The 21,977-nt window shown below is 70.2% G+C and carries 17 protein-coding genes; 7 read left to right on the top strand and 10 right to left on the bottom strand.

Annotated elements, in window-relative coordinates; all coding sequences use genetic code 11:
• Positions 1 to 34 precede the first annotated feature (34 nt).
• Positions 35 to 1,474, top strand: a complete 1,440-nt coding sequence (locus tag BLP83_RS12475) for a CPBP family intramembrane glutamic endopeptidase (RefSeq protein WP_176764175.1) — start codon at positions 35 to 37, stop codon at positions 1,472 to 1,474.
• A 6-nt stretch (positions 1,475 to 1,480) separates the two neighbouring features.
• Here the strand turns inward: BLP83_RS12475 and BLP83_RS12480 are convergent, their stop codons facing one another.
• Positions 1,481 to 2,449 carry an RluA family pseudouridine synthase gene (locus tag BLP83_RS12480; protein ID WP_091243259.1) on the bottom strand — a complete coding sequence of 323 codons (969 nt, stop codon included), beginning with the start codon at positions 2,447 to 2,449 and terminating at the stop codon, positions 1,481 to 1,483.
• A gap of 669 nt (positions 2,450 to 3,118) precedes the next feature.
• Between BLP83_RS12480 and rne the strand changes: the two genes are divergently transcribed.
• Positions 3,119 to 6,415, top strand: a complete 3,297-nt coding sequence (rne, locus tag BLP83_RS12485; RefSeq protein WP_091243261.1) for a ribonuclease E — start codon at positions 3,119 to 3,121, stop codon at positions 6,413 to 6,415.
• Positions 6,416 to 6,693: 278 nt separating this feature from the next.
• Here rne and BLP83_RS12490 read toward each other — a convergent pair whose 3' ends face one another.
• The 6 genes from BLP83_RS12490 to BLP83_RS12515 all read right to left on the bottom strand — a co-directional run bounded on the left by BLP83_RS12490 (position 6,694) and on the right by BLP83_RS12515 (position 11,196).
• Positions 6,694 to 7,335 (bottom strand): response regulator, encoded by a 642-nt coding sequence (locus BLP83_RS12490; RefSeq protein ID WP_091243264.1) that lies wholly within the window; start codon positions 7,333 to 7,335, stop codon positions 6,694 to 6,696.
• A 216-nt stretch (positions 7,336 to 7,551) separates the two neighbouring features.
• Complete coding sequence (locus tag BLP83_RS12495; RefSeq protein WP_091243266.1) at positions 7,552 to 8,178, bottom strand: DUF2058 family protein; 627 nt, start codon at positions 8,176 to 8,178, stop codon at positions 7,552 to 7,554.
• A gap of 31 nt (positions 8,179 to 8,209) precedes the next feature.
• Entirely contained in the window at positions 8,210 to 8,422 is a 213-nt protein-coding gene (locus tag BLP83_RS12500; RefSeq protein ID WP_091243268.1) for a SlyX family protein, read from the bottom strand.
• On the bottom strand, positions 8,415 to 9,770 hold the full coding sequence (locus BLP83_RS12505) for a UDP-glucose dehydrogenase family protein (protein WP_091243271.1): 1,356 nt from the start codon (positions 9,768 to 9,770) through the stop codon (positions 8,415 to 8,417). Before BLP83_RS12505 ends, BLP83_RS12500 begins: the two co-directional genes overlap by 8 nt.
• A gap of 160 nt (positions 9,771 to 9,930) precedes the next feature.
• Positions 9,931 to 10,641, bottom strand: coding sequence for a BamJ family beta-barrel-assembly machinery protein (bamJ, locus tag BLP83_RS12510; protein ID WP_091243274.1), 711 nt, complete (start codon positions 10,639 to 10,641; stop codon positions 9,931 to 9,933).
• Positions 10,642 to 10,770: 129 nt separating this feature from the next.
• The gene (locus tag BLP83_RS12515; protein ID WP_091243276.1) at positions 10,771 to 11,196 is read right to left on the bottom strand and encodes a DUF3429 domain-containing protein; all 426 of its coding nucleotides are present in this window, start codon (positions 11,194 to 11,196) and stop codon (positions 10,771 to 10,773) included.
• 59 nt (positions 11,197 to 11,255) lie between these two features.
• On the opposite strand from BLP83_RS12515, the gene BLP83_RS12520 reads away from it, so the two are divergent.
• Positions 11,256 to 11,756, top strand: a complete 501-nt coding sequence (locus BLP83_RS12520) for a nuclear transport factor 2 family protein (RefSeq protein ID WP_176764176.1) — start codon at positions 11,256 to 11,258, stop codon at positions 11,754 to 11,756.
• Positions 11,757 to 11,781: 25 nt separating this feature from the next.
• Here BLP83_RS12520 and BLP83_RS12525 read toward each other — a convergent pair whose 3' ends face one another.
• On the bottom strand, positions 11,782 to 12,336 hold the full coding sequence (locus BLP83_RS12525) for a glutathione peroxidase (protein ID WP_091243280.1): 555 nt from the start codon (positions 12,334 to 12,336) through the stop codon (positions 11,782 to 11,784).
• A gap of 167 nt (positions 12,337 to 12,503) precedes the next feature.
• Here BLP83_RS12525 and BLP83_RS12530 point away from each other — a divergent pair, with 167 nt between their 5' ends.
• The 3 genes from BLP83_RS12530 to BLP83_RS12540 all read left to right on the top strand — a co-directional run bounded on the left by BLP83_RS12530 (position 12,504) and on the right by BLP83_RS12540 (position 17,504).
• Positions 12,504 to 13,496 carry a hypothetical protein gene (locus tag BLP83_RS12530; RefSeq protein WP_176764177.1) on the top strand — a complete coding sequence of 331 codons (993 nt, stop codon included), beginning with the start codon at positions 12,504 to 12,506 and terminating at the stop codon, positions 13,494 to 13,496.
• Between the two features lie 145 nt (positions 13,497 to 13,641).
• Entirely contained in the window at positions 13,642 to 16,215 is a 2,574-nt protein-coding gene (locus BLP83_RS12535; protein ID WP_091243283.1) for a DUF349 domain-containing protein, read from the top strand.
• A complete protein-coding gene (locus tag BLP83_RS12540) occupies positions 16,212 to 17,504 on the top strand; it encodes an amidohydrolase family protein (protein ID WP_091243284.1) in 1,293 nt (430 codons plus the stop codon). The genes BLP83_RS12535 and BLP83_RS12540 overlap by 4 nt, the downstream gene beginning before the upstream one ends.
• 171 nt (positions 17,505 to 17,675) lie before the next feature.
• On the opposite strand, the gene BLP83_RS12545 is transcribed toward BLP83_RS12540, so the two are convergent.
• Entirely contained in the window at positions 17,676 to 18,278 is a 603-nt protein-coding gene (locus BLP83_RS12545) for an SET domain-containing protein (protein ID WP_176764178.1), read from the bottom strand.
• Positions 18,278 to 18,892 carry an SET domain-containing protein gene (locus BLP83_RS12550; RefSeq protein WP_091243290.1) on the bottom strand — a complete coding sequence of 205 codons (615 nt, stop codon included), beginning with the start codon at positions 18,890 to 18,892 and terminating at the stop codon, positions 18,278 to 18,280. The genes BLP83_RS12545 and BLP83_RS12550 overlap by 1 nt, the downstream gene beginning before the upstream one ends.
• A 595-nt stretch (positions 18,893 to 19,487) precedes the next feature.
• Here BLP83_RS12550 and BLP83_RS12555 point away from each other — a divergent pair.
• Positions 19,488 to 21,611, top strand: coding sequence for a M13 family metallopeptidase (locus tag BLP83_RS12555; RefSeq protein ID WP_091243292.1), 2,124 nt, complete (start codon positions 19,488 to 19,490; stop codon positions 21,609 to 21,611).
• The last annotated feature ends 366 nt before the right edge of the window (positions 21,612 to 21,977 follow it).

Below are 21,977 nucleotides of genomic sequence, written 5' to 3' on the forward strand. Positions count from 1 at the left end.
CGGAAAGCTCATCGCCGCACTCAGGCTCGGTGCCATGCTGCTCGGCCTGCTCTGGCTGCTGTCCTGGGTCAGCGCGGCGCAGCTGGAGGCCGAGGCCCGCGCGCAGTCCGCGCTGTATGCCGACGATGGGTCGCCCTTCCACTGGAACTTCCGCGATCCCGAGGTATTGGTTGGTCCTGTGCTGGGCGGGCAGCTGCGCCCGCGCGGCAGGTACTCGGCCGACGCCCTGAGCCTCACCCTGACCCACGGCGACGCCAACCTCGGCCTGCGTTTTTCCGGCCGGCGCGTCGATCCGCACACGCTGCCGCGCTTGCGGCTGAGCCTTGGCAGCGCTCAGCCGCTGCAGTGGCGACTGGCGGCGACCAGCGACCTGCGCCCCGACCTGCCGGTCGGCCCGTGGATGCCCTGGCCTCCCGCCTCCGGAGCCGGCACGGCGGAGGGATTCGACCCGGCTTCGAACACCTTCGAAACGGATCTCGGCCCACTGCTGCCGCCGCTGGATGCGCCGATCGCCCAGCTGCGCCTGCATCTCAAGGGCGTGCCGGGCCAGACGGTCGAACTGCGTGCGCTGAGCCTGCACCCGCGCTGTGTGGAGGAGCGCTGCCTGCCGCCGCGCCGGGAACTGCCGCATCGCCTGCTGCCTTCGCAGCTGCTCGCCGACCGCGATGCCGCCCTGCTCGATTCGCCGCAGTCGCGGGTCGGCGCAGACGCACCGGAATGGCTGGTGGGCGGCGTGCTGGCGATGCGCGCGCTGACCCTTCCGCAGGCCGTCGTGCTTGCGCTGCTGGTGCTGGGTTGCGCGCTGTCGGCGCGCTGGCTGGCGCCACCGGGGCGTCGGCGGCTGGCGCTCGCGATGGGCGCGGGCCTGCCCATCCTGCTGCTGTCGCTGGGCCTGCCGCGCTTCCCGCCACAGCCAGCCGACGGCGTGCTGATCCTCGGCTGGGTGCTGGCGCTGTGGTGGCTGCGCCCGCTCGGACCGCGCACGCAGTGGGAACGGACGCCCACCTCGACGCCTGGGTCCACGCTGCTGGGTACACGTCGCGCCTGGCGCTCGGCGCTGGTGGTCACCGCCGCGGGGCTGGTGCTGCTCGGCCTGCTGAGCCTGGCGGGCGACGGGCCCGAGGCCGCCGGCCTCGACGTCGAGCGGGCCCGACGCTATCTGGGCTGGGCCGCGCTGCAGCAGGCCTGGCTGGCGCTGTTCCTGCTGCCGCATCTGCGCGAACCCGGCAAGGACGTGCAGACGGCCGCGGTGGCCGGGCTGCTGTTTGCCGCCCTGCATCTGCCGAACGCCGAGCTGATGGCGCTCTGCCTCTTCGGCGGCTGGGCCTGGGTCAGGATCGCGCTGAAGCACGGCAGCCTGCTGCCGCAGATCCTGTCGCACGCGTCGCTGGGACTGGCGGCCAGCGCGCTGCTGCCGCAGGCCGTGCTGCGCTCGCTGGAAGTGGGCGGCCGCTATGTATTCGCGCCGCTGTAGAGCGGCTCAGCGGTCAAGCGCGTCCAGCACGGCCTGCAGTTCGGCAGGCAGCGGCGCGCTGAGCGAGTACGGTTCAGTGCCGTCCTTCAGCGCGAACTTCAGACTCGCCGCGTGCAGGAACAGGCGCTTCAGGCCTACGGACTTCAGCGCCTTGTTGGCCTCGCGCTCGCCGTACTTCTCGTCCATCGCCACCGGATGGCCGCTGTGTTGGGCATGCACGCGGATCTGATGAGTCCGGCCGGTGTCGATCCGCACCTCGGTGTAGCTGTGACCACCGTGCAGGGCGAGACGGCGGAAATGGCTGAGCGAGGCCTTGCCCTCGACCGGGTCGACCCTGACCATCCGCTCGCCGCCCTGCAGCTCGAACTTGCGCAGCGGCGCGTTCACGCTGAAGGGCTTGGGGCCGATATCACCCACCAGCAGGGTGAGGTAGCGCTTCTCCAGCTTGCCCTCACGGATCAAGCGCTGCAGTTCGGTCAGCGCCGAGCGCTTCTTGGCCACCACCAGCAGGCCCGAGGTGTCGCGATCCAGGCGATGCACCAGTTCCAGCGGCTCGCCCGGTCGCAGCTGGCGCAGCAGTTCGATGGCGCCGAAGCTGATCCCGCTGCCGCCGTGGGTGGCAATGCCGCTGGGCTTGTCCAGCGCGAGCAGGGCGCGGTCCTCGAACACGATGCTGTCGCGGATCCGCTCCAGCTGGCTGCGCGGTGCCTCCTGTGGGGCCTCCGGCTCGGCCAGGCGTACCGGCGGAATGCGCACGGTTTCGCCGCCTTCGAGCCGGGTATCGGGTTTGGCGCGGCCGCCGTTCACCCGCACCTCGCCGGTGCGCAGAATGCGGTAGATCAGGGAGCGCGGCGCGCCCTTGAGCTGGCCCAGCAGGAAGTTGTCGAGACGCTGGCCGGCGCGGTCGGCCGGCACCTGCACCAGGCGAACGCCGCCCGCTGTGGGCAGCTTGGCGGTTTCGTTTGCTGCGGCCACACCCGGCTTGCTAGACTTCACGCGCGATAAGGTCCTGATTTTTCAGCGCCCTTGTCGTTTCCGGGGCTGCTCCATGGCTCACTCGGCGGCTCGCGCTCCGTGCATCGGAGGGCGCGTAGGCCGGGTGTCGATCCGCTACAAGGCGGGCGTGCATGGTAGCGGCTGCGGCGGTATCCAGCTTGATCAGGATGTACGCGGCAGGGGGCGAGGCCCCTGCGCTGCGCGGGGCCAGGGATGGCTCCGGTACGAAATCGGCGCACGTTGCTGGCCCTGCGGGGCGGCGTCTCGCCTGTTTCGAGTGACCAAGAGTCGAGTGCGCGCCGCCCTCGTTGGCGGGCGCCGCGCGATCACGGTCGCCGGTGGCGGGAAGGATCCCGCGCCGGCATTCGCAGCATCGCGGCAGCCGCTGCAGCCACCGCTTCCCTCGCTGGGCGAGGTTCTGGCCGGGTGTGCAGCGGAACGGTGATCGGAACGGGCGCGGCGGGGCTCCCGCAGCGCGGTCCGGTCGGTGGTACCCAACGGCAAGAACAACGTGTGGCGCTCCCGCGGGCCTTGATGGGCCCGACAACGGTCGCAGCGCTGGTGACTCCGCTTCGGGCGCGCGGCCTTCGCGTGCCTTGGCCGGGATTTCCGGCGTTCCCCGCGTGAGCGCGCGAGGAATGACGTCCAATGAAGAGAATGCTGATCAACGCGACTCAGGCGGAAGAGTTGCGTGTGGCCATCGTCGACGGCCAGAGCCTGTACGACATCGACATCGAACAGCCCGCGAAAGAGCAGAAGAAGTCCAACATCTACAAGGGCCGCATCACCCGGCTCGAGCCTTCGCTGGAGGCCGCCTTCGTCGAGTACGGCGGTGAGCGCCACGGCTTCCTGCCGCTGAAGGAGATCTCCCGCGACTACTTCCTGCCCGGCACCGACCCGAACAAGCACGGGATCAAGGAGCTGCTGAAGGAAGGCCAGGAAGTCGTCGTCCAGGTCGACAAGGAAGAGCGCGGCAACAAGGGCGCGGCGCTGACCACGTTCATCTCGCTGGCCGGCCGCTACATGGTGCTGATGCCCAACAGCCCGCGCGCCGGCGGCGTCTCGCGCCGTATCGAGGGTGAGGACCGCCAGGCCCTGAAAGAGGCCATGGACAAGCTGAACATCCCCGACGACATGGGGATCATCATCCGCACCGCCGGCGTCGGCCGCGACGCCGAAGAGCTGCAGTGGGACCTCGACTACCTGCTGCAGGTCTGGCGCGCCATCACCGACGCCGCCCTCGCCAAGCCGGCGCCCTTCCTGATCTACCAGGAGTCGCGCCTGATCGTGCGCGCCCTGCGCGACTACCTGCGCGCCGACATCGGCGAGATCCTGATCGACTCCGAACCCATGTTCCAGGAGGCGAAGGACTTCGTTGAGCAGGTGATGCCGCACACCCTGCGCAAGCTTAAGCTCTACAAGGACAACATCCCGCTGTTCAACCGCTACCAGATCGAGTCGCAGATCGAGAATGCCTACGAGCGCCAGGTCCGCCTGCCCTCCGGTGGTTCGATCGTGATCGACCAGACGGAAGCGCTGACTGCGATCGACGTCAACTCGGCGCGCGCCACCAAGGGCGGCGACATCGAGGAGACCGCCTTCAACACCAACCTCGAGGCCGCCGACGAGGTCGCGCGCCAGCTGCGCCTGCGCGACCTCGGTGGCCTGGTGGTGGTCGACTTCATCGACATGGAGTCGAACCGCCATCAGCGTGAGGTCGAGGAGCGCCTGAAGAACGCGCTGAAACACGACCGCGCGCGCGTGCAGATCGGCCGCATCTCGCGCTTCGGCCTCCTGGAAATGTCCCGCCAGCGCCTGCGCCCGAGCCTCGGCGAGTCCAGCCAGACCGTGTGTCCGCGCTGCGCCGGCCACGGCCGCATGCGCAGCGTCGAATCGCTGAGCCTGTCGATCCTGCGCCTGATCGAAGAACAGGCGATGAAGGACAACACCGGACAGGTGCTGGTGCAGGCGCCGCACGAGATCGCCAACTTCCTGCTCAACGAGAAGCGCCGCGGTCTGCTGGAGATCGAGCAGCGCCACGACGTGCCGGTGGTGATCGTCGCCGACGACCAGCTGGAGACGCCGCACTTCAACGTGCAGCGCATCCGCGAGGGCGAGCTTGGCGAGGAAACCTCGAAGCCCAGCTACTACCGCACCTCGCCGCGCAAGCAGGAGGTGCACGCGCTGACGCGTGCGAACCTGAACATTCCGCCACCGCCCGCGGTGAAGGCTGTCAAGCCGGCCAGCCCGGCACCGATCCGCGAGGAGCGCGAGGACGAGGAGCGCCCGAAGCCAGCTCCGCAGGCACAGAAGCCGCAGCAGGTCGCGCAGACGCCGCGCCCGCAGCAGCAGGCGCAGCCCGCGAAGAAGCCCGGCCTGTGGTCACGCCTGCTCGGCGCACTTGGCCTGGGTGCCGCCGAAGCCCCTGCCGCGCCGCCGGCCCGCGACGGCAAGCGTGAGGGACGCGACGGCCGCAACCGCGACCGCGACCAGCGCCGCGAGGAGCGCCGCAACGAGCGCGGCGACAATCGCAGCGAGAATCGCGGCGACAGTCGCAGCGAGGCGCGCGGCAACTCGGAAGGCCGTAGCGGCAAGCCGCAGAAGGGCCAGCAGGCCGCCCAGGGCGGCAAGCCGCAGGACGAGCGCGGCCAAGGCCAGCGCCAGCCGCAGCCGCCGCAGGAGGAGCGCAACGAAGGCGGCCGCAACCGCCAGGGCAAGCCGCAGGAGAACGCGCGGCCGGACAAGCAAGAGCGCGCGGAGAAGCCGGAGCGCAGCGAGCGCAACGAAGGCCGGCGTGAGCGAGGCGAGAGCGCAGCCAACGATGCGCGCCCGCCGCGCGCGGATGCCCGACCAGCGGAAGCCCCCAAGCCAACGGTCGCAGCGGAGGCAAGCGCGTCCATGGCGGCGGCTGCCGTCGTCGCTGAAGAAGCGGTCAGCGCAGAGGTTGTGGCAAGCACCGCGCCTGATGTGGCCAATGACGCCGCCACCGAGGCTGGCGCCGGCGGCCGGCGCCGTCGCGGTCGTCGCGGCGGTCGTCGTCGTCGTCGCGAAGCCGGTGCCAACGGCGAGGCCGGAGGCAGCGACCAGAGCCTGGGCTTGGACGAGGACGAGGGCGACGAGGTCGGCGGCGTCGATGCGGCAACGTCGGCCGATGCGCCGAAGCCGCAGGCGAGGGCCGAAGTACCCGGCGCAGCCGATGACAGCGGCGAGGCCGAGGGCGACAGCGCGGTGGCGCAGGCGCCGGAAGCCCCGGCCAAGGGTGAAGCCCCGCCCTTCGTGCCGGTGCCCCTGCCCCGCCCCGCCGCGGTCGCAGCGGCCGCGGCGACAGCCGCGACGCTGGCACCCGCGGCCGAGTTCGCGGAAACCACGAGCGCAGCGCCGGTGCAGCCCGCGGCACTCACTCCTGCGGCGACCGCCCCCGTGCAGGTCGAAGCGACGGTCCCCGCGTCCGAGCAGGCTGCGCCGAGCGTGACCGTGGCGACACCCGTCGCGCCCATCGCCGAGGCCCAGCCCGTCGAAGCCGCAGCGCCGGCCGTGACGGCCGAGCCCACGCCCGAACCGGCCGCTGCGCCCACCGCTGTGGCGCCCATCGCGCCGGTGGCTCAGGTGGAAGCGATCGCCGAGCCTGTCACGCCCCCGGAGGCCATCAGTGCCCCCTCGGTCGAGTCAGTCCCTGCGGTGTCGCAGGAAGCCCCGCCCGCCCGCGTGGAAACCATCGAGTCCGAGCCGAGCGCACCGGTGCCGGCGGGCGTCGAAGGCTCCACCACAGAGATGGAGCCCGTCGCGGCGGCAACGGTGGAGGCCGAGGCCGCGCCGCGGGTGGAAGCTCCGGTAGCCGCGGAAACGGCTGCTTCCAGCGAAGCCGAAACGCCCGCGGTCGAGGCCGACGCCAGCGCTGAGGCGCCTGCCCCCGACGCGGCACCGCGGCAGGAACGCCTGATCTGATCCCGCGCGCCCAAGCCGCGGCACACGCAGACGGCCTGGGATTCCCGGGCCGTCTGCTTTTGCGCCGCAGCGAACGCTCGCTGCGCCCAATCGGAGCCAATTGCCATGGGCAACGAGCGCTCTCGCATCCGCCCCGAGTTTCTCGCGTCCAGGAACAGCGGGGAACGCAAGCGAACGCCGCCCCGACACCCGCGCCGGATGCGCGGGGCATACAGATCGAATACAGCGATCAGCACACGGCTTCGCGAGGGCTGCCCCCAGCCGCGGCCTGCAGCGACTCAGTTCGCGTTGGGATCCACCAGGCCGTGCTGGCGGGCGATCCGGGCCAGCGAGACCACGTCACGCACGCCGAGCTTGTCGAACACGCGGTACTTGTGGGTGGCGACCGTCTTCGCGCTCAGGCTCAAGCGCTGCCCGATCTCGGTCATCTTGCGCCCCTGCACCAGCAGCAGGGCGACCTCGAGTTCGCGCGGCGTCAGCGTCTGCACTGCCGAAGGCGTGCCGCTCAGCCCTTCCATGGCGATCTGTCGCGCGATCGACGTGCCGATGTAGCGACGCCCGGCCGCGACCTCGCGTACGGCAGTGAGCAGTTCGGGGCCCGGCGCCCCCTTGTCGAGATAGCCGTAGGCGCCCGCAGCCAGCACCCGCTTCGGAATCGGGCCTTCGTTGAGCACCGAGACCATGATCAGCCGCACATCAGGCAGGCTGCGGGCAAGACGCTCGGTCACTTCCAGTCCCGACAGGCCCGGCATGTGGAAGTCGCAGAGCACCACGTCGGGCTTCAGCTTGCGCAAGAGCGGCAGGGCCTCGTCGCCGCTGCCGGCCTCGCCGACCACCTGCAGGTCGGGCTCGGCCTCGAGGATCATGCGCACCCCCGCACGCATGAGGCCATGGTCATCCACCAGAACAATCCGGATCATTCTGCTCCTCCCCAGGGCGGGCGCTTGGCAAGGCCCGGTCCATCACGGTCGCGCCGAGCGAACTGCCGCCAGGCGGAATCAGAACATGAATGCAAATGGACTGTCAGGCAAGCCCCGTGAGCGTCGAACGCGTGGGGCCGGCGTGTGGCCGCGGCAGCCGCCGGCAACAGCGCCTCGGGTCGGGCCATCGGACGCTGCGGCCCAACGGGCCGGCGATCACCAGACCAGGTCGTCCGGCACCGCGAAGCGCGGGTCGGCGTAGTCGTCGCCGCCTTCGACCGCATTGGGGTCGACCTGCAGGGCCACACAGTCGGGCATCAGCGCGCGCGCTTCGTCGGCATGCGCCAGCGTGACCAGGTGATAGCGCCCGCCCGCGGAGACGATGGCCAGCTCGCCGGCATTCAGCGCCTTCAGCTGCTCGGACGTGACATAGACGCGACGGATCTTGCCGGCGTGCTCGAAGTGCCGCGGCAGCTCGGCGCTGGCGGCGTTCAGCGACGCCTTCTGCATCAGCTCGAACAGCTTCTGCCGCGCCTCGCGCCGGCGCGCGGCCTCGGCCTGACGCTCGCGCTCAAGGCGCTGCTGCTCCTCGCGCTCGACGCGCTGGCGCAGGGCGTAGGCCTTGGCCAGATCGATCTCCTCCTGGCTGCGCGGCACCGCCTTTTGGCCACCGCCCGCTTGGGAACGCCCGTGCGCGGACTTGGCCGGCGCCGGCTTGCCTTGGCCACGGGAGGGCTGCCCCGGCGAGCCGGCGCGCGGTGAACGCTGCGGCTCGCGCGGCTTGGCGGGTTCGGGGGCCTTGAAACCCAGCTGCATCAGCTGGTCGCGCAGGGAAGTGGTCATTGCGGGCGGAATTTTGAGTGGCGCCGCGACTTCAATAGTGCGGCGGCGGCGGCTCCTGCGCCGGATCGGCATACAGCAGGCCGCGCAGGGATTTCAGGTCGGTGAGCATGAGCTCCAGGCGCCGCTCGAGCTGCTCGATGCGCAGGTTCTGGTCGGTGATCACCGCGTTCAAGCGCTGCATCGTATCGTCCTGGAAGGCCACCCGCATCTCCAGCTCGACGATGCGCTCCACCAGCTCATGCATGATCCACCTCCGTGCGGCTGGCCAGAGAGCGCCCACGGCCGATTCCGTAGTAAGCAAGCCCCGCGCGCTCGACCGTGGCGGGGTCCCAGATGTTGCGGCCGTCGAACACCGCAGGTGACTTCAGGCTGCGCGCGATACGACGGAAATCCGGGCTCCAGAACGCCTTCCACTCGGTCACCAGCACCAGCGCATCGGCGCCATCCAGCGCCGCATAGGGCTCAGCGACGAGGCTGAGGTCGGCGCGCTCGCCGTAGAGCCGGTGGGCTTCGTCGCGCGCCTCGGGGTCGAAAGCCGCAACGCTGGCGCCGTCCGCCCAGAGCTGTTCCATCAGCCGGCGACTCGGCGCCTCGCGCATGTCATCGGTATTGGGCTTGAAGGCCAGCCCCCACAGCGCGATGCGGCGCCCGCGCAGGTCGCCGAAGTGGCGCTTCAGCAGGGCGTGCAGCTTGTCCTTCTGTGCGTGGTTGACCTCTTCGACCGCGCGCAGGATGCGCGCATCGAAACCCTGGGCTGCCGCCGTGCGGTGCAGGGCCTGCACATCCTTCGGGAAACAGCTGCCGCCGTAGCCGGCGCCGGGGTAGATGAAGGAGAAGCCGATCCGCGGGTCCGAGCCGATGCCGATGCGGACCTTCTCGATGTCGGCGCCGAGGCGCTCGGCCAGGTTGGCCATTTCGTTCATGAAGCTGATCTTGGTGGCCAGCATGGCGTTGGCCGCGTACTTGGTCAGCTCTGCCGAACGCAGATCCATCACCACGATGCGCTCGTGGTTGCGGTTGAAGGGCGCATACAGCGCGCGCAGCCGCTCGATCGCCTCCGGGCTTTCACAGCCGATCACGATGCGGTCGGGGCGCATGCAGTCCTTGACCGCGTCGCCCTCCTTCAAGAATTCGGGATTGGACGCGACCTCGAAGGCCAGCGTCGAGCCGCGCTCGGCCAGCGCCGCGGCGACGGCGCTGCGCACGCGATCGGCGGTACCGACCGGCACGGTCGACTTGGTCACCACCAGGGCCTCCCGCTGCAGGTGCAGGCCGATGGTGCGCGCCACCGCCAGCACATGGCTCAGGTCGGCGCTGCCGTCTTCGTCCGGCGGCGTGCCGACCGCAATGAACACGATGTCGACGTCGACCAGTGCGGCGGCGGCATCGGTGGTGAAGTGCAGTCGTCCTGCGCGGCTGTTCTCGATCACCATCGGCTCGAGACCGGGCTCGAAGATCGGCACGCGCCCGGCGCGCAGGCCCTCGACCTTGGCGGTGTCGATGTCGACGCAGGTGACGGAATTGCCGACTTCGGCCAGACAGGTGCCGGTCACCAGGCCCACATAGCCGGTGCCGAATACGGTGACGTTCATGGGCTCACTCCTGAGTTGATCCAGCGGCGTCGATACCAGTCCCAGACGCTGCCTGCGCCGGCTTGGCCAAGGCCTCGCAAGCCCGCTGCAGGCGCGCCAGGCCCAAAAGAAAACGGCCGACGAGGCATCGCCGGCCGCCTTCCTCCCGTGGCTGCGCGGATTACTGCGCGGCGACGATTTCGATCAGCTCGACCTCGAACTTCAGGGTCGCGTTCGGACCGATCGGACCGGGCGTGCCGTTCTCGCCGTAGGCCAGCTCGGAGGGCAGCCACAGGGTGTACTTGCTGCCGACCGGCATCAACTGCAGGGCCTCGGTCCAGCCGGGGATGACCTGGTTCAGGGCGAACTGGGCCGGCTGGCCGCGATCGACCGAGCTGTCGAACTTGGTGCCGTCCAGCAGGGTGCCGGTGTAGTGCACCTTGACCGTGTCGGTGGCGGCCGGACGCGGACCATCGCCTTCCTTCTCGACCTTGTACTGCAGACCCGACTCGGTGGTCTTCACGCCCGGCTTGGTCTTGTTCTCGGCCAGGAAAGCCTCGCCAGCCTCACGGTTGGTCTTGGCCGCGGCCTGCATCTCGGCCTCGCGCTTCGCCTGCAGTTTCTGGCCGAAAGCCTGCTGCACGGCCATCGCCTCTTCCTGGCTGAGCGCCGGCTCTTCGCCCGACAGGCCGGTCTCGATGCCGCGCATCAGCACTTTGAGGTCGACCTCATCCTTGATCTGCACCAGCGAGCCGGCGATCTGCAGGCCGATCACGTAGCTGATCTTGTCCTTCTCGGTTTCCAGCTTGTCGTTCGCGACCGCGAAGGACGAAAACCCGACCACAGCGGCGGTGGCCGCGGCGAGCAGGGTGGTGCGCAGGGAATGCTTCATGGGTTCTCCAACAGGATGGGCGCCGTGAGTCCGACGGCGACGGGGCGCGGTATTGTGGGCTGGCCCCCTCGGGGGCGCAACGCCGGCACCACGGATGCGCGTCGGGGCGAAAGGTTCCCGGAGGCGATTTCAGGCGAACAGCGCAGTCACCGCCAGCACGTGACAGCCGAGCACCACGGCGGTCAAGAGGGCGCGCAGCCGTCGGAACCAGGCCGGGGCAGGCAGGCGGTCGGCCGGTCCGTCGAGCCACCATTGGCCAACGAAGCCGCAGGCCAGCAGCAGCAGAGCGGCGGCCGGCGGCGCCTGCAGCGCAGCCCAGGCCCACAGGCTCGGCAGCACGGCCCAGACGTACTCCACGGGGCGGTCGGCGGAGAGCCCGCGCCCCCAGCGGACACCGCCCAGGAAGGACAGGATCAAGGCCGAGTAGCCAAGCAGGGCCGGCTGCGCCAGCGCACGCCAGTCCGGCGACCACACAGACACCGACAGCAGCAGGAAGGGCAGCAGCCCAGCCAGGCCCAGCCACACCGCCATGCGTTCGGACGCGCGCACCTTCACTTGGGTCTCTCCTTGCCTTGGTTCATTCTGCCGCGCATTCCAACCCACGGAGCCCGACCTTGGAAACACTCTCTGAACTTGAGCGCCTGCGCGTCCTGCATCCCGCGCAGCTCGCCGCGGGCAGCGCCGAGGAGGCGGACGCGCTGGCGCGCTTCGCCGCCTTCTTCCAAAGCTTCGCCGGCGATCGCATCGAGCGCCTGCTGCCTGCGACCTATGCGGACGACGTCTACTTCAACGACACCTTGAAGCCAGTGCGCGGCCGTGCCGCTCTCGCCCACTACCTGCACGACAGCGCCGATGCCGTCGAGGACTGCCGGGTGCAGGTGCTGTCGAACACGCGGACGGCGGAAGGCGAGTACCTGGTGCGCTGGCGCATGGTCATCCGCTTCAAGCGCTTCCGTCGCGGCGTGGACACCGCGACGGTGGGCATGTCGCACCTGCGCTTCAACGCGCAGGGACTGGTTGTCTATCACCAGGACTACTGGAACGCCGCCGACGGCCTTTATGAGCACATCCCATTGCTCGGCAGCCTGATCCGCCTGGTCAAGCGCCGACTGTAGTCATCGGTACGGGCCGATCCGCAGATCAGGAACCGCCAAGCAGCTTTTCGATCTCGGCGCGCAGGGCCGGATCGTCCGGACGCGTGCGGCTGCCGAAGCTGGCCACCACCTCGCCCTCGCGGTTCAGCAGGTACTTGTGGAAGTTCCAGCCCGGCGCCTGACCTGTGGCCTCGGTCAACTCCCGATAGAAGGGCACGGCCTGCTCGCCCTTGACCGAGACTTTCTCGAACATCGGGAACTTGACCGCGTAGGTGTTGGTGCAGAACTCGGCGATCTGCGCCTCATCGTCGAATTCCTGGTCCATGAAATCGCCAGACGGGAAACCGAGCACGGCGAAGCCGCGGCCCGACAGCTCCTGGTGCAACGCTTCGAGACCCTCGTACTGCGGCGTGAAGCCGCACTTGCTGGCGGTGTTCACCACCAGCAGCACCTGGCCCTCATAGCGCTCGCAGAGGCTCACCGGCTCCTTGCCGGCCAGAGGGCGGAAGCTCTCACCCTCGAGGACGCCACAGGCGGCCAGAGCCGTCAGGGGACTGGCGAGGGACAGCGAGAGCAGCAGGGCGGCGGGCTTGAAGCGCATGGCGAGGGGTCCGAGAGCAGGGAAACAGCCGCCGAGGCTACGCTGCGGGTGTCAGCGTGGAGTGAAGCCGGCCCCATGTCGCCTTCGCGTCTCGTTCTGCGTATACACAGTGTCGACGCGCGAGGACGACCGCGCGACCCCAACGCCCTGCCCCACGGAGATACTCCATGATGGATTTCAGCCTCGGCCAGATCCTCGGCCTGCTGCTTCGCACCCTGCCCTTCCTGCTGCTGCGGCTGGCCGTATACCTCGGCATCACCCTGGCCTACGTGATCGCCACCGGCGGTGGCGCCGGCATCGGCTATCTGTTCGGCAAGGTCGCTGCCGACCCCGGCGCCGGCAGCGCCTGGGGCGCCTTCATCGGTTTCGGCCTGATCAGCGGCGTGCTTTATTGGGCGCGCGAATACCTGCTCTACCTGGTCAAGGCCGGGCACATCGCCGTGCTGGCCGAGTTGCTTCAGGGCAAGGAGATTCCAGGCGGCCGCGGCCAGCTGGAGCACGCTTCGGCCGTGGTCAAGGAGCGCTTCGTCGAAAGCTCGGTGCTGTTCGGCGTGGACCAACTCATCAAGGGCATCCTGCGGGTGTTCAACCGCGCCATGCTGATGATCGCGAACTTCCTGCCGATCCCTGGCCTCGACGGCCTGGTCAAGTTCGTCAACACCGTGATCAACACCTCGCTGACCTACGTCGACGAAGTGATCCTCGCCCATGCCATCCGCACCGGCAGCACCAATGCCTGGGCCTCGGCGCGCGACGCCGTGGTGCTCTACGCGCAGAACTACAAGACGATGCTGAAGAACGCGGTCTGGCTGACCTTCGTCATCTGGGGCCTGACGCTGGCGATCTTCCTGCTGGTGATCGGGCCGGTGGCGCTGATCGCGAACTTCTTCCCGGGCCTCGCCGGCTTCTGGACCTTCGCACTCGCCATCGTCACCGCGATCTGCCTGAAAGCCGCGCTGGTGGATCCGCTGGCCATGGCCGCGCTGATGCAGGTGTTCTTCAAGGTCACCGAAGGGCAGACGCCCGATCCGCAGTGGTCAGCCAAGCTCGAAGGCATGTCGGACAAGTTCAAGGAACTGAAGGACAAGGCCGGGCTCACGCCACCGCAGACGGTGCCCGGCGCGCCCGCCGCAGCGCCGCCGCCCCCGCCCGCGCTCTGAAGCCCCGGCCAGCACCGTGATAGTCCTGAGGCCCCGCTCGCGGGGCCTCAGGCGCTTCGGCAGGGCGATCCGCGGCACGCGTTAGGCGCCATAATCCGGCCCCCGCCCCGCGCGGCCCCACGCCGTCCAACCGCCGAGACCCTGCATGAAGCTGTTCGCCCGCTTTCGCCGCCCGCTGTGGGAACACCCTGAAACCCTGCGTCGCGCCGAGGCCGTGCGCTCGGAGACCGCGCCCGAGCTGGTCCGCCTGCTGCCGCAGATCGCCGCCAGCGACAGCGCCGCCGAAGTGCGGCGCGCAGCCATCGCCCGTATCGACAGCGCCGACACCCTGCTGGGCCTGTTGCCGGCCGAAAAGGACAGCGGCTGCCGCGAGGCCATCCTTGGCCGCGTCCGCGCCCGCCTGCTGGATGCCAAAGTGCCCGCCGCCGAGCGCCAACAGCTCGCCAGCCATTCCGCCTTGCCGGCCGAGCTGGCCGAGACCATGGCGGAATCGGCGCCCGAGCCCGAACTGCGCGAAGCAGCGGTGCTGCGACTCAACAAGCCCGGCCTGCTGCAGCGGCGCTGCCTGAAGGACCCGGACCCGGCCCTGCGTCTGCGGCTGCTGGAGCGCATTTCCGATGAGGCCACGCTGGACCGGATCGCCGAAGCGGCGCGCGGCCAGGACAAGGCGCTGTCGCGCCGCGCCCGCGAAAAAGCCGATGCGCTGAAGCTCGCGCGTGGAGACGCTGGCGCGATCAACCAGCGCGCCCTGCAGCTCGGCAGCGCCTTCGACGCACTCGCGCGCAGCCTGCCGACCGATGCCGACGAGCAGCTCGCCTCGCTGGAGACCGAAGTCGAGCAGCTGGCGCCGCGGCTCGACGCGGCCCTGCTGCGTCGCCTGCAGGGCCATGCCGCCAGCGCTCGCGCAGCGGTCAATGCGCTGAAGACAGCCCACCTGCCGAAGCCCGAGCCGCAGCCCGCCGCCCTCGAAGCGGCGCTCATCGAAGCCGGCGCCGTCGATGAAGCGGCGACGGCAGCCGCGACAGTCGCGGCCGAGCCGGCGGACGACGCGGTGGGCGAGGCTTCGGCAGCCGACACCGCGAGGGTGACTCCGGTCGATGCCGACGGGGCCGCCAACCCAGCGAACGACACCATCACGGTCACGCCTGCGCCCGCAGCCGCCGCCCAGCCGCCCGACGAAGCGTTGCGCGAAGCACTCAGGCAGGGCCTCGCTGGCGTCGAGGACCAGCGCCTCGGCATCGCCAAGCCCGCGCTGGAAGCCGCCCGCGCGCGGCTGGCCGCCGGCGTCAAACCCACGCCCGGTCAGCGCGACAAGCTGCGCGAGCTGGAAGCCGGCGTCGCCGACATGGAGCGCTGGCAGCGCTGGGCCGGCAACAAGGTGCGCGCGCGCCTCTGCGATGAGGTCGAGGCCTTGATCGGTTCCGGCCTGCATCCCGATGCCGTTGCCAACCGGGTCAAGGAGCTGCAGGACGAATGGGCCAAGGTCGAAGCGGCGGAGCCCGACCATGGCGAACACGCGACCGGGATCGGCAAGCGCTTCCGCGCGCTCTGCCACCGCGCGCTGGCGCCGGCGCGACCCTACTTCGAGCAGCGCCGCGCCCTGCGCTCGCAGAAGGCCAGCGAGATCGACGCCGCCATCGCCGCACTGGCGACCGACATCGAGCAGGCGCCGGACGATCTCAAGCCCCTGCGCGAGCGTGTCGTTGCCGCGCTGCGCCAGCTGGATGAAGTCGAGCCGCGCGCCCGCGCTGCTCTGGGCAAGCGCCTGCGCGCCCAGCTCGATCAGCTCGACGCCCTGCGCGATGCACGCAACCAGGCGGCAGTCGAGGGCAAGCAGGCCCTGCTGGAGCGCCTGCGCTTCGCCGCCCGCGGCGACGCCACCCAGGCCATCAACGTCGCCAAGGCGATCCAGCAGGAGTGGCGCACCGCGCCGCGCGCGGACCGCAAGACCGAGGACCGCCTCTGGGCTGAGCTGCGCGGCATCGTCGACCCGCTGTTCGAGGCCGCGCGTGCCGGCGCGCAGGCGCGCACCGAAGCCCTGGCCGCGGTCGAAGCCGAGCGTCGCGGACTGGTCGAGGCCGTGCAGGCCCTGGCGCAGGCCGAGGACCTCGGCCAGATCGACGCCCAGCTGGCCGAGCTTGAAGCGCGCTGGCAGGCGCAGCAGCCGCAGCTCGAAGAGGCAGCGGGCGATGCGCGGCCCGGTCGCAACCCGCGCGATCGTTCGCAGCCCGAACGGGGCGAGCGTGGCGATCGCCAGGACCGCCGCCCGCGCCCGCCGCGCGCGGCCGAAGGCAGCCTCGAGCGCGAGTTCGAGAAGGCCGTGGAGCGCCTGCGCGCCGCCCAGAAGACACAGCGTGAGGCACGCGCGAAGCAGTCGCTGCAGTCCCTCCTCGATGCCGCCCTAGACCCTTCGAAGGAAGAGGCGCTTGGCGAATCGGAGCGTCGTGAACTGAGCACCGCCCGCAGCCGCGATGTCAGCGGCGAGAGCCGCGAGGACGCGCTGATCGGCCTTGAACTCGACGCCGGCATCGACAGCCCCGCCGACGCCGCCGCACGCCGTCGCGAACTGCAGATGCAGCGTCTGGCCGAGCGCATGGGCAGCGGCAGCGCGCGCCCCGACGCGCGTGCGGCGCTGCTGGCTTGGGCCGCACATGCGCCGCAGGCCGATGCCGCGCAGAACGCCCGCGCCGCGCGCGCACTGAACGCCCTGCTGGGATGAGCTTCGATCTGCTGGTGCGCAACGCCGCGTTGGCCGACGGCCGGCGCGGCGTCGATGTCGGCGTGCGCGGCGGTCGCATCGCTGCGATCGCGCCGAACCTGCCGGCCGAGCACGTCGGCGAGGTCATCGACGCGCGCGGTCGCCTGCTCAGCGCGCCCTTCGTCGACGCCCACTTCCACATGGACGCCACGCTCTCGCTGGGTCTGCCTCGGCTGAACGCCAGCGGCACCCTGCTCGAAGGCATCGCGCTGTGGGGCGAGCTGAAGCCCGATCTCACCGTCGAGGCCGTGGTGCGGCGCGCGCTGGCCTACTGCGACATGGCGGCCGCGCAGGGCCTGCTGCACATCCGCAGCCATGTCGATGTCTGCGACCCGCGCCTGCTCGCCGTCGACGCTCTGCTGGAGGTCAAGCGCCAAGTCGCCGGCTACGTCGACCTGCAGCTGGTCGCCTTTCCGCAGGACGGCTACCTGCGCGCGCCGGGCGCCATCGAGAACCTCGAACGCGCGCTGGACCGCGGCGTCGAGGTGGTCGGCGGCATCCCGCACTTCGAACGCACGATGGCGGACGGCGCCGACAGCATCGCGCGCCTGTGTCGTCTCGCCGCCGAGCGCGGCCTGCGCGTCGACATGCACTGCGACGAGAGCGACGACCCGCACTCGCGCCACGTCGAAACGCTCGCCGCCGAAACGATCCGCTACGGCCTGCAGGGCCGGGTCACCGGCTCGCATCTGACCTCGATGCACAGCATGGACAATTACTACGTCTCCAAGCTGCTGCCGCTGATGGCCGAGGCGCGACTCTCTGCGGTGGCGAATCCGCTGATCAACATCACCCTGCAGGGCCGCCACGACAGCTACCCCAAGCGTCGCGGCATGACCCGCGTGCCCGAGCTGCTGGCCGCCGGCATCGACGTCGCCCTGGGGCAGGACTGCTGCATGGACCCCTGGTACAGCTTCGGCAGCGCAGACATGCTCGAAGTCGCCAGCATGGCCGTGCACGTGGCGCAGATGACCTCGCAGGACGGCATCCGCGCCTGCTTCGCCGGCGTCACCGACACCGCCGCGCGGGTGCTCGGCCTCGACGACTACGGCCTGCGCGAGGGCGGCCCGGCCGACTTCGTCCTGCTGCAGGCGGCCGACCCCTTCGAAGCGATCCGCCTGAAGGCCGCCCGACTTGCCGTGGTGCGGCGCGGACGCGTGATCGCACGCGCGCCGGAGCGGCGCAGCACGCTGGATCTTCCCGGCCGCCCGGCGCAGGTCGCGCTGGAGTTCGTGCCGGGCAGTCTTTGAGGTGCAAGCACCAAGGCGACTCCCGGTCGGGAGTTTGCGCCCGATCGAGGGATCGCACCACGAACGTGGGCCAGACGACAGACAGCTCACGAGCCATGCAGTCCGCGAGGCCAGTGTCCAGCTGCGGAGGGCGAGCACCCACCCTGCGCGCCGCGACTGGAACGGGGGCCCTCAGCCGCTGACCGCGCGTCGCCGCGTGCTGCGCGATTGCAGCACATCGGCCAGGCTTTGAGTGAGGCTCAGGCGCGCGGACTGCAGGCGCTGCGGGTCGAGCAGGGGCCACAGCGGCTGCGGTGCGGATTCGATGAAATCCAGCGCCTGGGTCAGGGCACGGCGCACGGCGGCCACCGCTTCCGGCACCTGGCGATGGTCGATGTCGCCGCGACAGCGCAGCGCGCCGCACTCGCAGTGGAAGGCCTCGCTGGGGCCCATGAACAGCGTGGCGTAGTCGTTGCTCAGCTGTTCGCCCGGCTCGATATCGCGCAGTGCGATCTCGAAGCCGAATTCGGTACCGCCGCAGTTGGGGGCGCAACTGTGGTTGACGTAGCGGCCGTGGTCCCACAGCAGCACACGGTGACGGCGGCCGTCGCTGAAGGTCCAGCGATCGACCAGCGGCGCCCAGCAGGCCGGAAGCACGGCGATCTCGGACTCCGGTATGGCCTGATCCAGCGCATCCATCACCCAGACGAGCGTGCCGCGCGGGATGTGCTGGGTGGCGATCACGCCCTCGCCGACGACTGCATCGATCGGCACGCATCGCGTATGCGGATGCATCATGGGCTCTGACCCTCCGCTGCCGGCACGTGGTAGGCGCGGGCCGAGGGCACCTCGACCGGAGTCCCCGAACGCAGCGCCGCCAGCAGCGGCAGATCGCGTGGGCCGGCTTTCGCATAGGGCAGCAGCGGTTGCGGCACCGTTCCCGCGAGTTCGAACGCCGCTCGAGCCTCGGCATCCCAGCGCTCGAAGAAGCGTTCGGCATCGTCGCGGCGGATCTCGCCCCGACAACTCAAGGCACCGCAGCGGCAGGCCATCGGCTGGACCAGATTCAGGGTGCCGTACTCGCAGGTGAGCTCCTCGCCGGGCTGGATGTCGCGCACCGCGATCTCGAAAGCGTCGCCGATACCACGGCTGGCCGGTGCGCAGGAATGGTTCATGTAGCGACCGAAGTCCCAGCAGAACACGAAGTCGCCATCGGCGGCCTGATAGGCGTAGCGGTCGACCTGCTGGCGCAGCAGCGCCGGCAGGGTCTCGCGCTCGGCGGCGCTCAGGATGCGGTCGAAGGGGTCGAGCACCCACAGAAAGGTGCCGCGGGGAATGAACTCGGTGGCGAACACGCCGTAGCCGATCTCGGCTGAGATGAAACGAAGCTCCGAACTGGGGTGGATCACGGGTTCTCCCGCGCCGGATAGCGCTGACACAGCAGCACTGGAATGCGCTCGGGCCGCGCGATGACGCCTGCCCTGGAGCAGGCGCTGCGGAGACAGAGCTGGGTGCCTGCCCCCTGCGGCTGCTTGCACCGGTTCCGTCCGGAGCCCGCGACCGCTGCGTGCCGATCCCTGTGGACCGGTCTCGTGCTGCCCCCTGGTGGGCCAGCACGGGTGCTGCGCTGCGCGCGACGCAGTGCCTGCCGCGCGCTGAGGGAAAGAGTGGAGATTTCACTCGCGCTTGACTAGGGGGGTTGTGGGGCCCGGCACGTTTGGGTGGATGCGGCGATTCAGGCGGCTGCGTGGCGGTCCGCCGTGCGATGCCCGTGGGCGTGGCCGCGTGAGCTGCCGGCGCCCGCGCGCCCACGCGGATGTACCCGCCCACGCGACTGGCGTCGCCCTCGCGGGCAAGCCGCCCACGCGCGCTCCGCGCGCCCACGGGGCATGCCGCGTGACTCCCGCCACATCCCGGGCGGGGCGCCAGCGCTTAGGGTGCGCGGTCCCGATCCGATTCCCGGATGACGCTTGACGGGCCACGCGCCCGAGGAGAGCCCCCCGTATGAACCTACCCTTCCGCTCGCTGCTTTCCGCAGCCATCCTCACTGCGCTCGCCGCCTGCTCAGCCCCCAGCGGCGACAGCGCGTCCGCTTCAAAGGCCGCGCCTGCAGCCACGACAGCCGCCGCACCGCAGCCGATCGCCATCGATATGGCCGCGATCAAGACCCAGCCGATCAGCTTCCGCGCGGCCGACCTCAACCCGGACGTCACGGCCTGCACCGACCTGAACCTGCACACCAACCAGACCTGGCTGGCCGCCAATCCGGTGCCGTCCGACCGCAGCAGTTGGGGCAGTTTTGAAGTGCTGGGCGAGCGCTCGCTGGAGATCCAGCACGCCATCGTGCAGGCCGCCTCGCAGTCGAACTCAGCCCCCGGCAGCATCGAGCAGAAGGTCGGCGACTTCTTCGGTTCGGGCATGGACACCGCCGCCATCGAGGCCGCCGGCATCGAGCCGCTGAAGCCGCGGCTCGCCAAGATCGACGCCATCACCGACACCGCCGGCATCGCCGGCTACCTGCGCGACGCCTACGCGGTCGGCCAAGGGCCGCTGTTCGGCTTCTACGCCAATGCCGACCTCAAGAACTCCGAGATGGTGATCGGCTACACCAACCAGGGCGGCCTGTCGCTGCCGGAGCGCAGCTATTACCTGGAGGATCGCGAGGACTTCGTGGCCGCGCGAGAGGCCCTGCTGACCTATGCCGCCACCGTACTGCAGCTGGCCGGTGCCGATGAGGCCAGCGCCAAGGCGCAGGCGCAGCAGGTGCTGGAGTTCGAGACCCTGCTCGCCAAGGCCTCGCTGGACCGCGTGAGCCTGCGCGACCCGGCCACCCGCTACAACCCGGTCTCGATCGAGCAGGCCGATGCGGTGACGCCGAACTTCCCCTGGGGCGCCTTCTTCGACGCCGTCGGCGTGGCGCGCCCCGAGATGTTCTCGCTGGCCATGCCCGACTTCTTCCGCGAGTTCGACCGCATGCTGGTCGAGGTGCCGGTACAGCAGTGGCAGACCTGGCTGCGCTTCCGCGTGCTGAACGATGCCGCGCCCTACCTCGGCAAGGCCTTCGAGGACGCCAACTTCGCGCTCTACGGCAAGACCCTGCGCGGCCAGCAGGAGCAGCAGGAGCGCTGGAAGCGCGTGCTGAACGCGGTCAACGGCAGCATGGGCGAGGCGCTGGGCCAGCTCTACGTGGCCGTCGCTTTCCCGCCGGAATCCAAGGCCAAGATGCAGCAGCTGGTCGCCAACCTGTCGGAGGCGCTGAAGGAGCGCCTGCAGAATCTCGACTGGATGGGCGACGAGACCAAGACCAAGGCGCTGGAGAAATGGGCCAGCTTCACGCCGAAGATCGGCTATCCCGACAAGTGGCGCAGCTGGGACGGCCTCAACGTCGGCCGCGGCAGCTATGTCGCCAACCTGGAGGCGGCGGCCGCCTTCAACTACCGCTTCATGCTCGACAAGATCGGCAAGCCGGTCGACAAGACCGAATGGGGCATGAGCCCGCAGACGGTCAACGCCTACTACCGCGCCTCGGCCAACGAGATCGTGTTCCCGGCGGCGATCCTGCAGCCCCCCTTCTTCGACCCCAACGCCGACGACGCGCTGAACTACGGCGGCATTGGCGCGGTGATCGGCCACGAGATGCTGCACGGCTATGACGACCAGGGCAGCAAGTTCGACGCCGTTGGCAACTTCGCCAACTGGTGGACCGACCAGGACCGCGAGCGTTTCAACGCCCGCACCGACAAGCTGGTCGCGCAGTTCAACGCCTACGAGGCCCTGCCCGGCCTCAACGTCAACGGCCGACTGGCGCTGGGCGAGAACATCGCCGACCTGGGCGGACTGACGGTCGCCTACGCGGCCATGCGCCGCGCCCAGGGCGAGGGCTACACCGACCCGATGGTCGAAGGCCTGTCGCAGAGCCAGCGCTTCTTCCTCAACTGGGCCACCGTCTGGCGCCGCGGCTTCACCACCGAGGCGATGAAGCTGCAGATCACCAATGGGCCGCACGCGCCGGGCATGTTCCGCGCGGTCGGCGCGCCCTCCAACATGCCGACCTTCCATGAGGCCTTCGGCTGCCAGCCCGGCGACCGCATGCGCCGCGAGGGCGAGGAGCGCGTGGCGATCTGGTAAGCCAGCGTCACCAACGACGGCAGAGCGAACGGCCCGGGCAACCGGGCCGTTCGCGTTTGCAGGCGACAGACTGCCGACATTCCCGCAGCGGACGTATTGGAGGCGCCTCGCTACAGTCGTGGCATGGCCGGTGCGCACGGGCGCCGCGGGCCGCAGGCTCGGCCCCCTGGGAATGGTTGCGCGACCGCGAGCGAACCGTCGGCGATCAGCGGCAGCCCCAACGGGGTCGTGCATGACACGTTTCGTGCCTGGCCCACGTTCTAGGGGGACGTCCGTGGGTGCAAGGCCGGAATGGCTGCGGGGATTCGAAGCGCTGGCGCCGTGGCCATCGCTCGCAGCCCCGCGGCCTCACGGCTCGCCCCGGAT

Origin of the sequence: Aquimonas voraii (assembly GCF_900101825.1) — a bacterium.
Classification (GTDB): Bacteria; Pseudomonadota; Gammaproteobacteria; order Xanthomonadales; family Xanthomonadaceae; genus Aquimonas; species Aquimonas voraii.

Coding starts and splice junctions, on each gene's coding strand:
- BLP83_RS12475 (WP_176764175.1), top strand. CDS start 35: ATGCTGCTCGGCCTGCTCTGGCTGCTGTCCTGGGTCAGCGCGGCGCAG.
- rne (WP_091243261.1), top strand. CDS start 3,119: ATGAAGAGAATGCTGATCAACGCGACTCAGGCGGAAGAGTTGCGTGTG.
- BLP83_RS12490 (WP_091243264.1), bottom strand. CDS start 7,335: ATGATCCGGATTGTTCTGGTGGATGACCATGGCCTCATGCGTGCGGGG.
- BLP83_RS12495 (WP_091243266.1), bottom strand. CDS start 8,178: ATGACCACTTCCCTGCGCGACCAGCTGATGCAGCTGGGTTTCAAGGCC.
- BLP83_RS12500 (WP_091243268.1), bottom strand. CDS start 8,422: ATGCATGAGCTGGTGGAGCGCATCGTCGAGCTGGAGATGCGGGTGGCC.
- BLP83_RS12505 (WP_091243271.1), bottom strand. CDS start 9,770: ATGAACGTCACCGTATTCGGCACCGGCTATGTGGGCCTGGTGACCGGC.
- bamJ (WP_091243274.1), bottom strand. CDS start 10,641: ATGAAGCATTCCCTGCGCACCACCCTGCTCGCCGCGGCCACCGCCGCT.
- BLP83_RS12525 (WP_091243280.1), bottom strand. CDS start 12,336: ATGCGCTTCAAGCCCGCCGCCCTGCTGCTCTCGCTGTCCCTCGCCAGT.
- BLP83_RS12530 (WP_176764177.1), top strand. CDS start 12,504: ATGATGGATTTCAGCCTCGGCCAGATCCTCGGCCTGCTGCTTCGCACC.
- BLP83_RS12535 (WP_091243283.1), top strand. CDS start 13,642: ATGAAGCTGTTCGCCCGCTTTCGCCGCCCGCTGTGGGAACACCCTGAA.
- BLP83_RS12540 (WP_091243284.1), top strand. CDS start 16,212: ATGAGCTTCGATCTGCTGGTGCGCAACGCCGCGTTGGCCGACGGCCGG.
- BLP83_RS12545 (WP_176764178.1), bottom strand. CDS start 18,278: ATGCATCCGCATACGCGATGCGTGCCGATCGATGCAGTCGTCGGCGAG.
- BLP83_RS12555 (WP_091243292.1), top strand. CDS start 19,488: ATGAACCTACCCTTCCGCTCGCTGCTTTCCGCAGCCATCCTCACTGCG.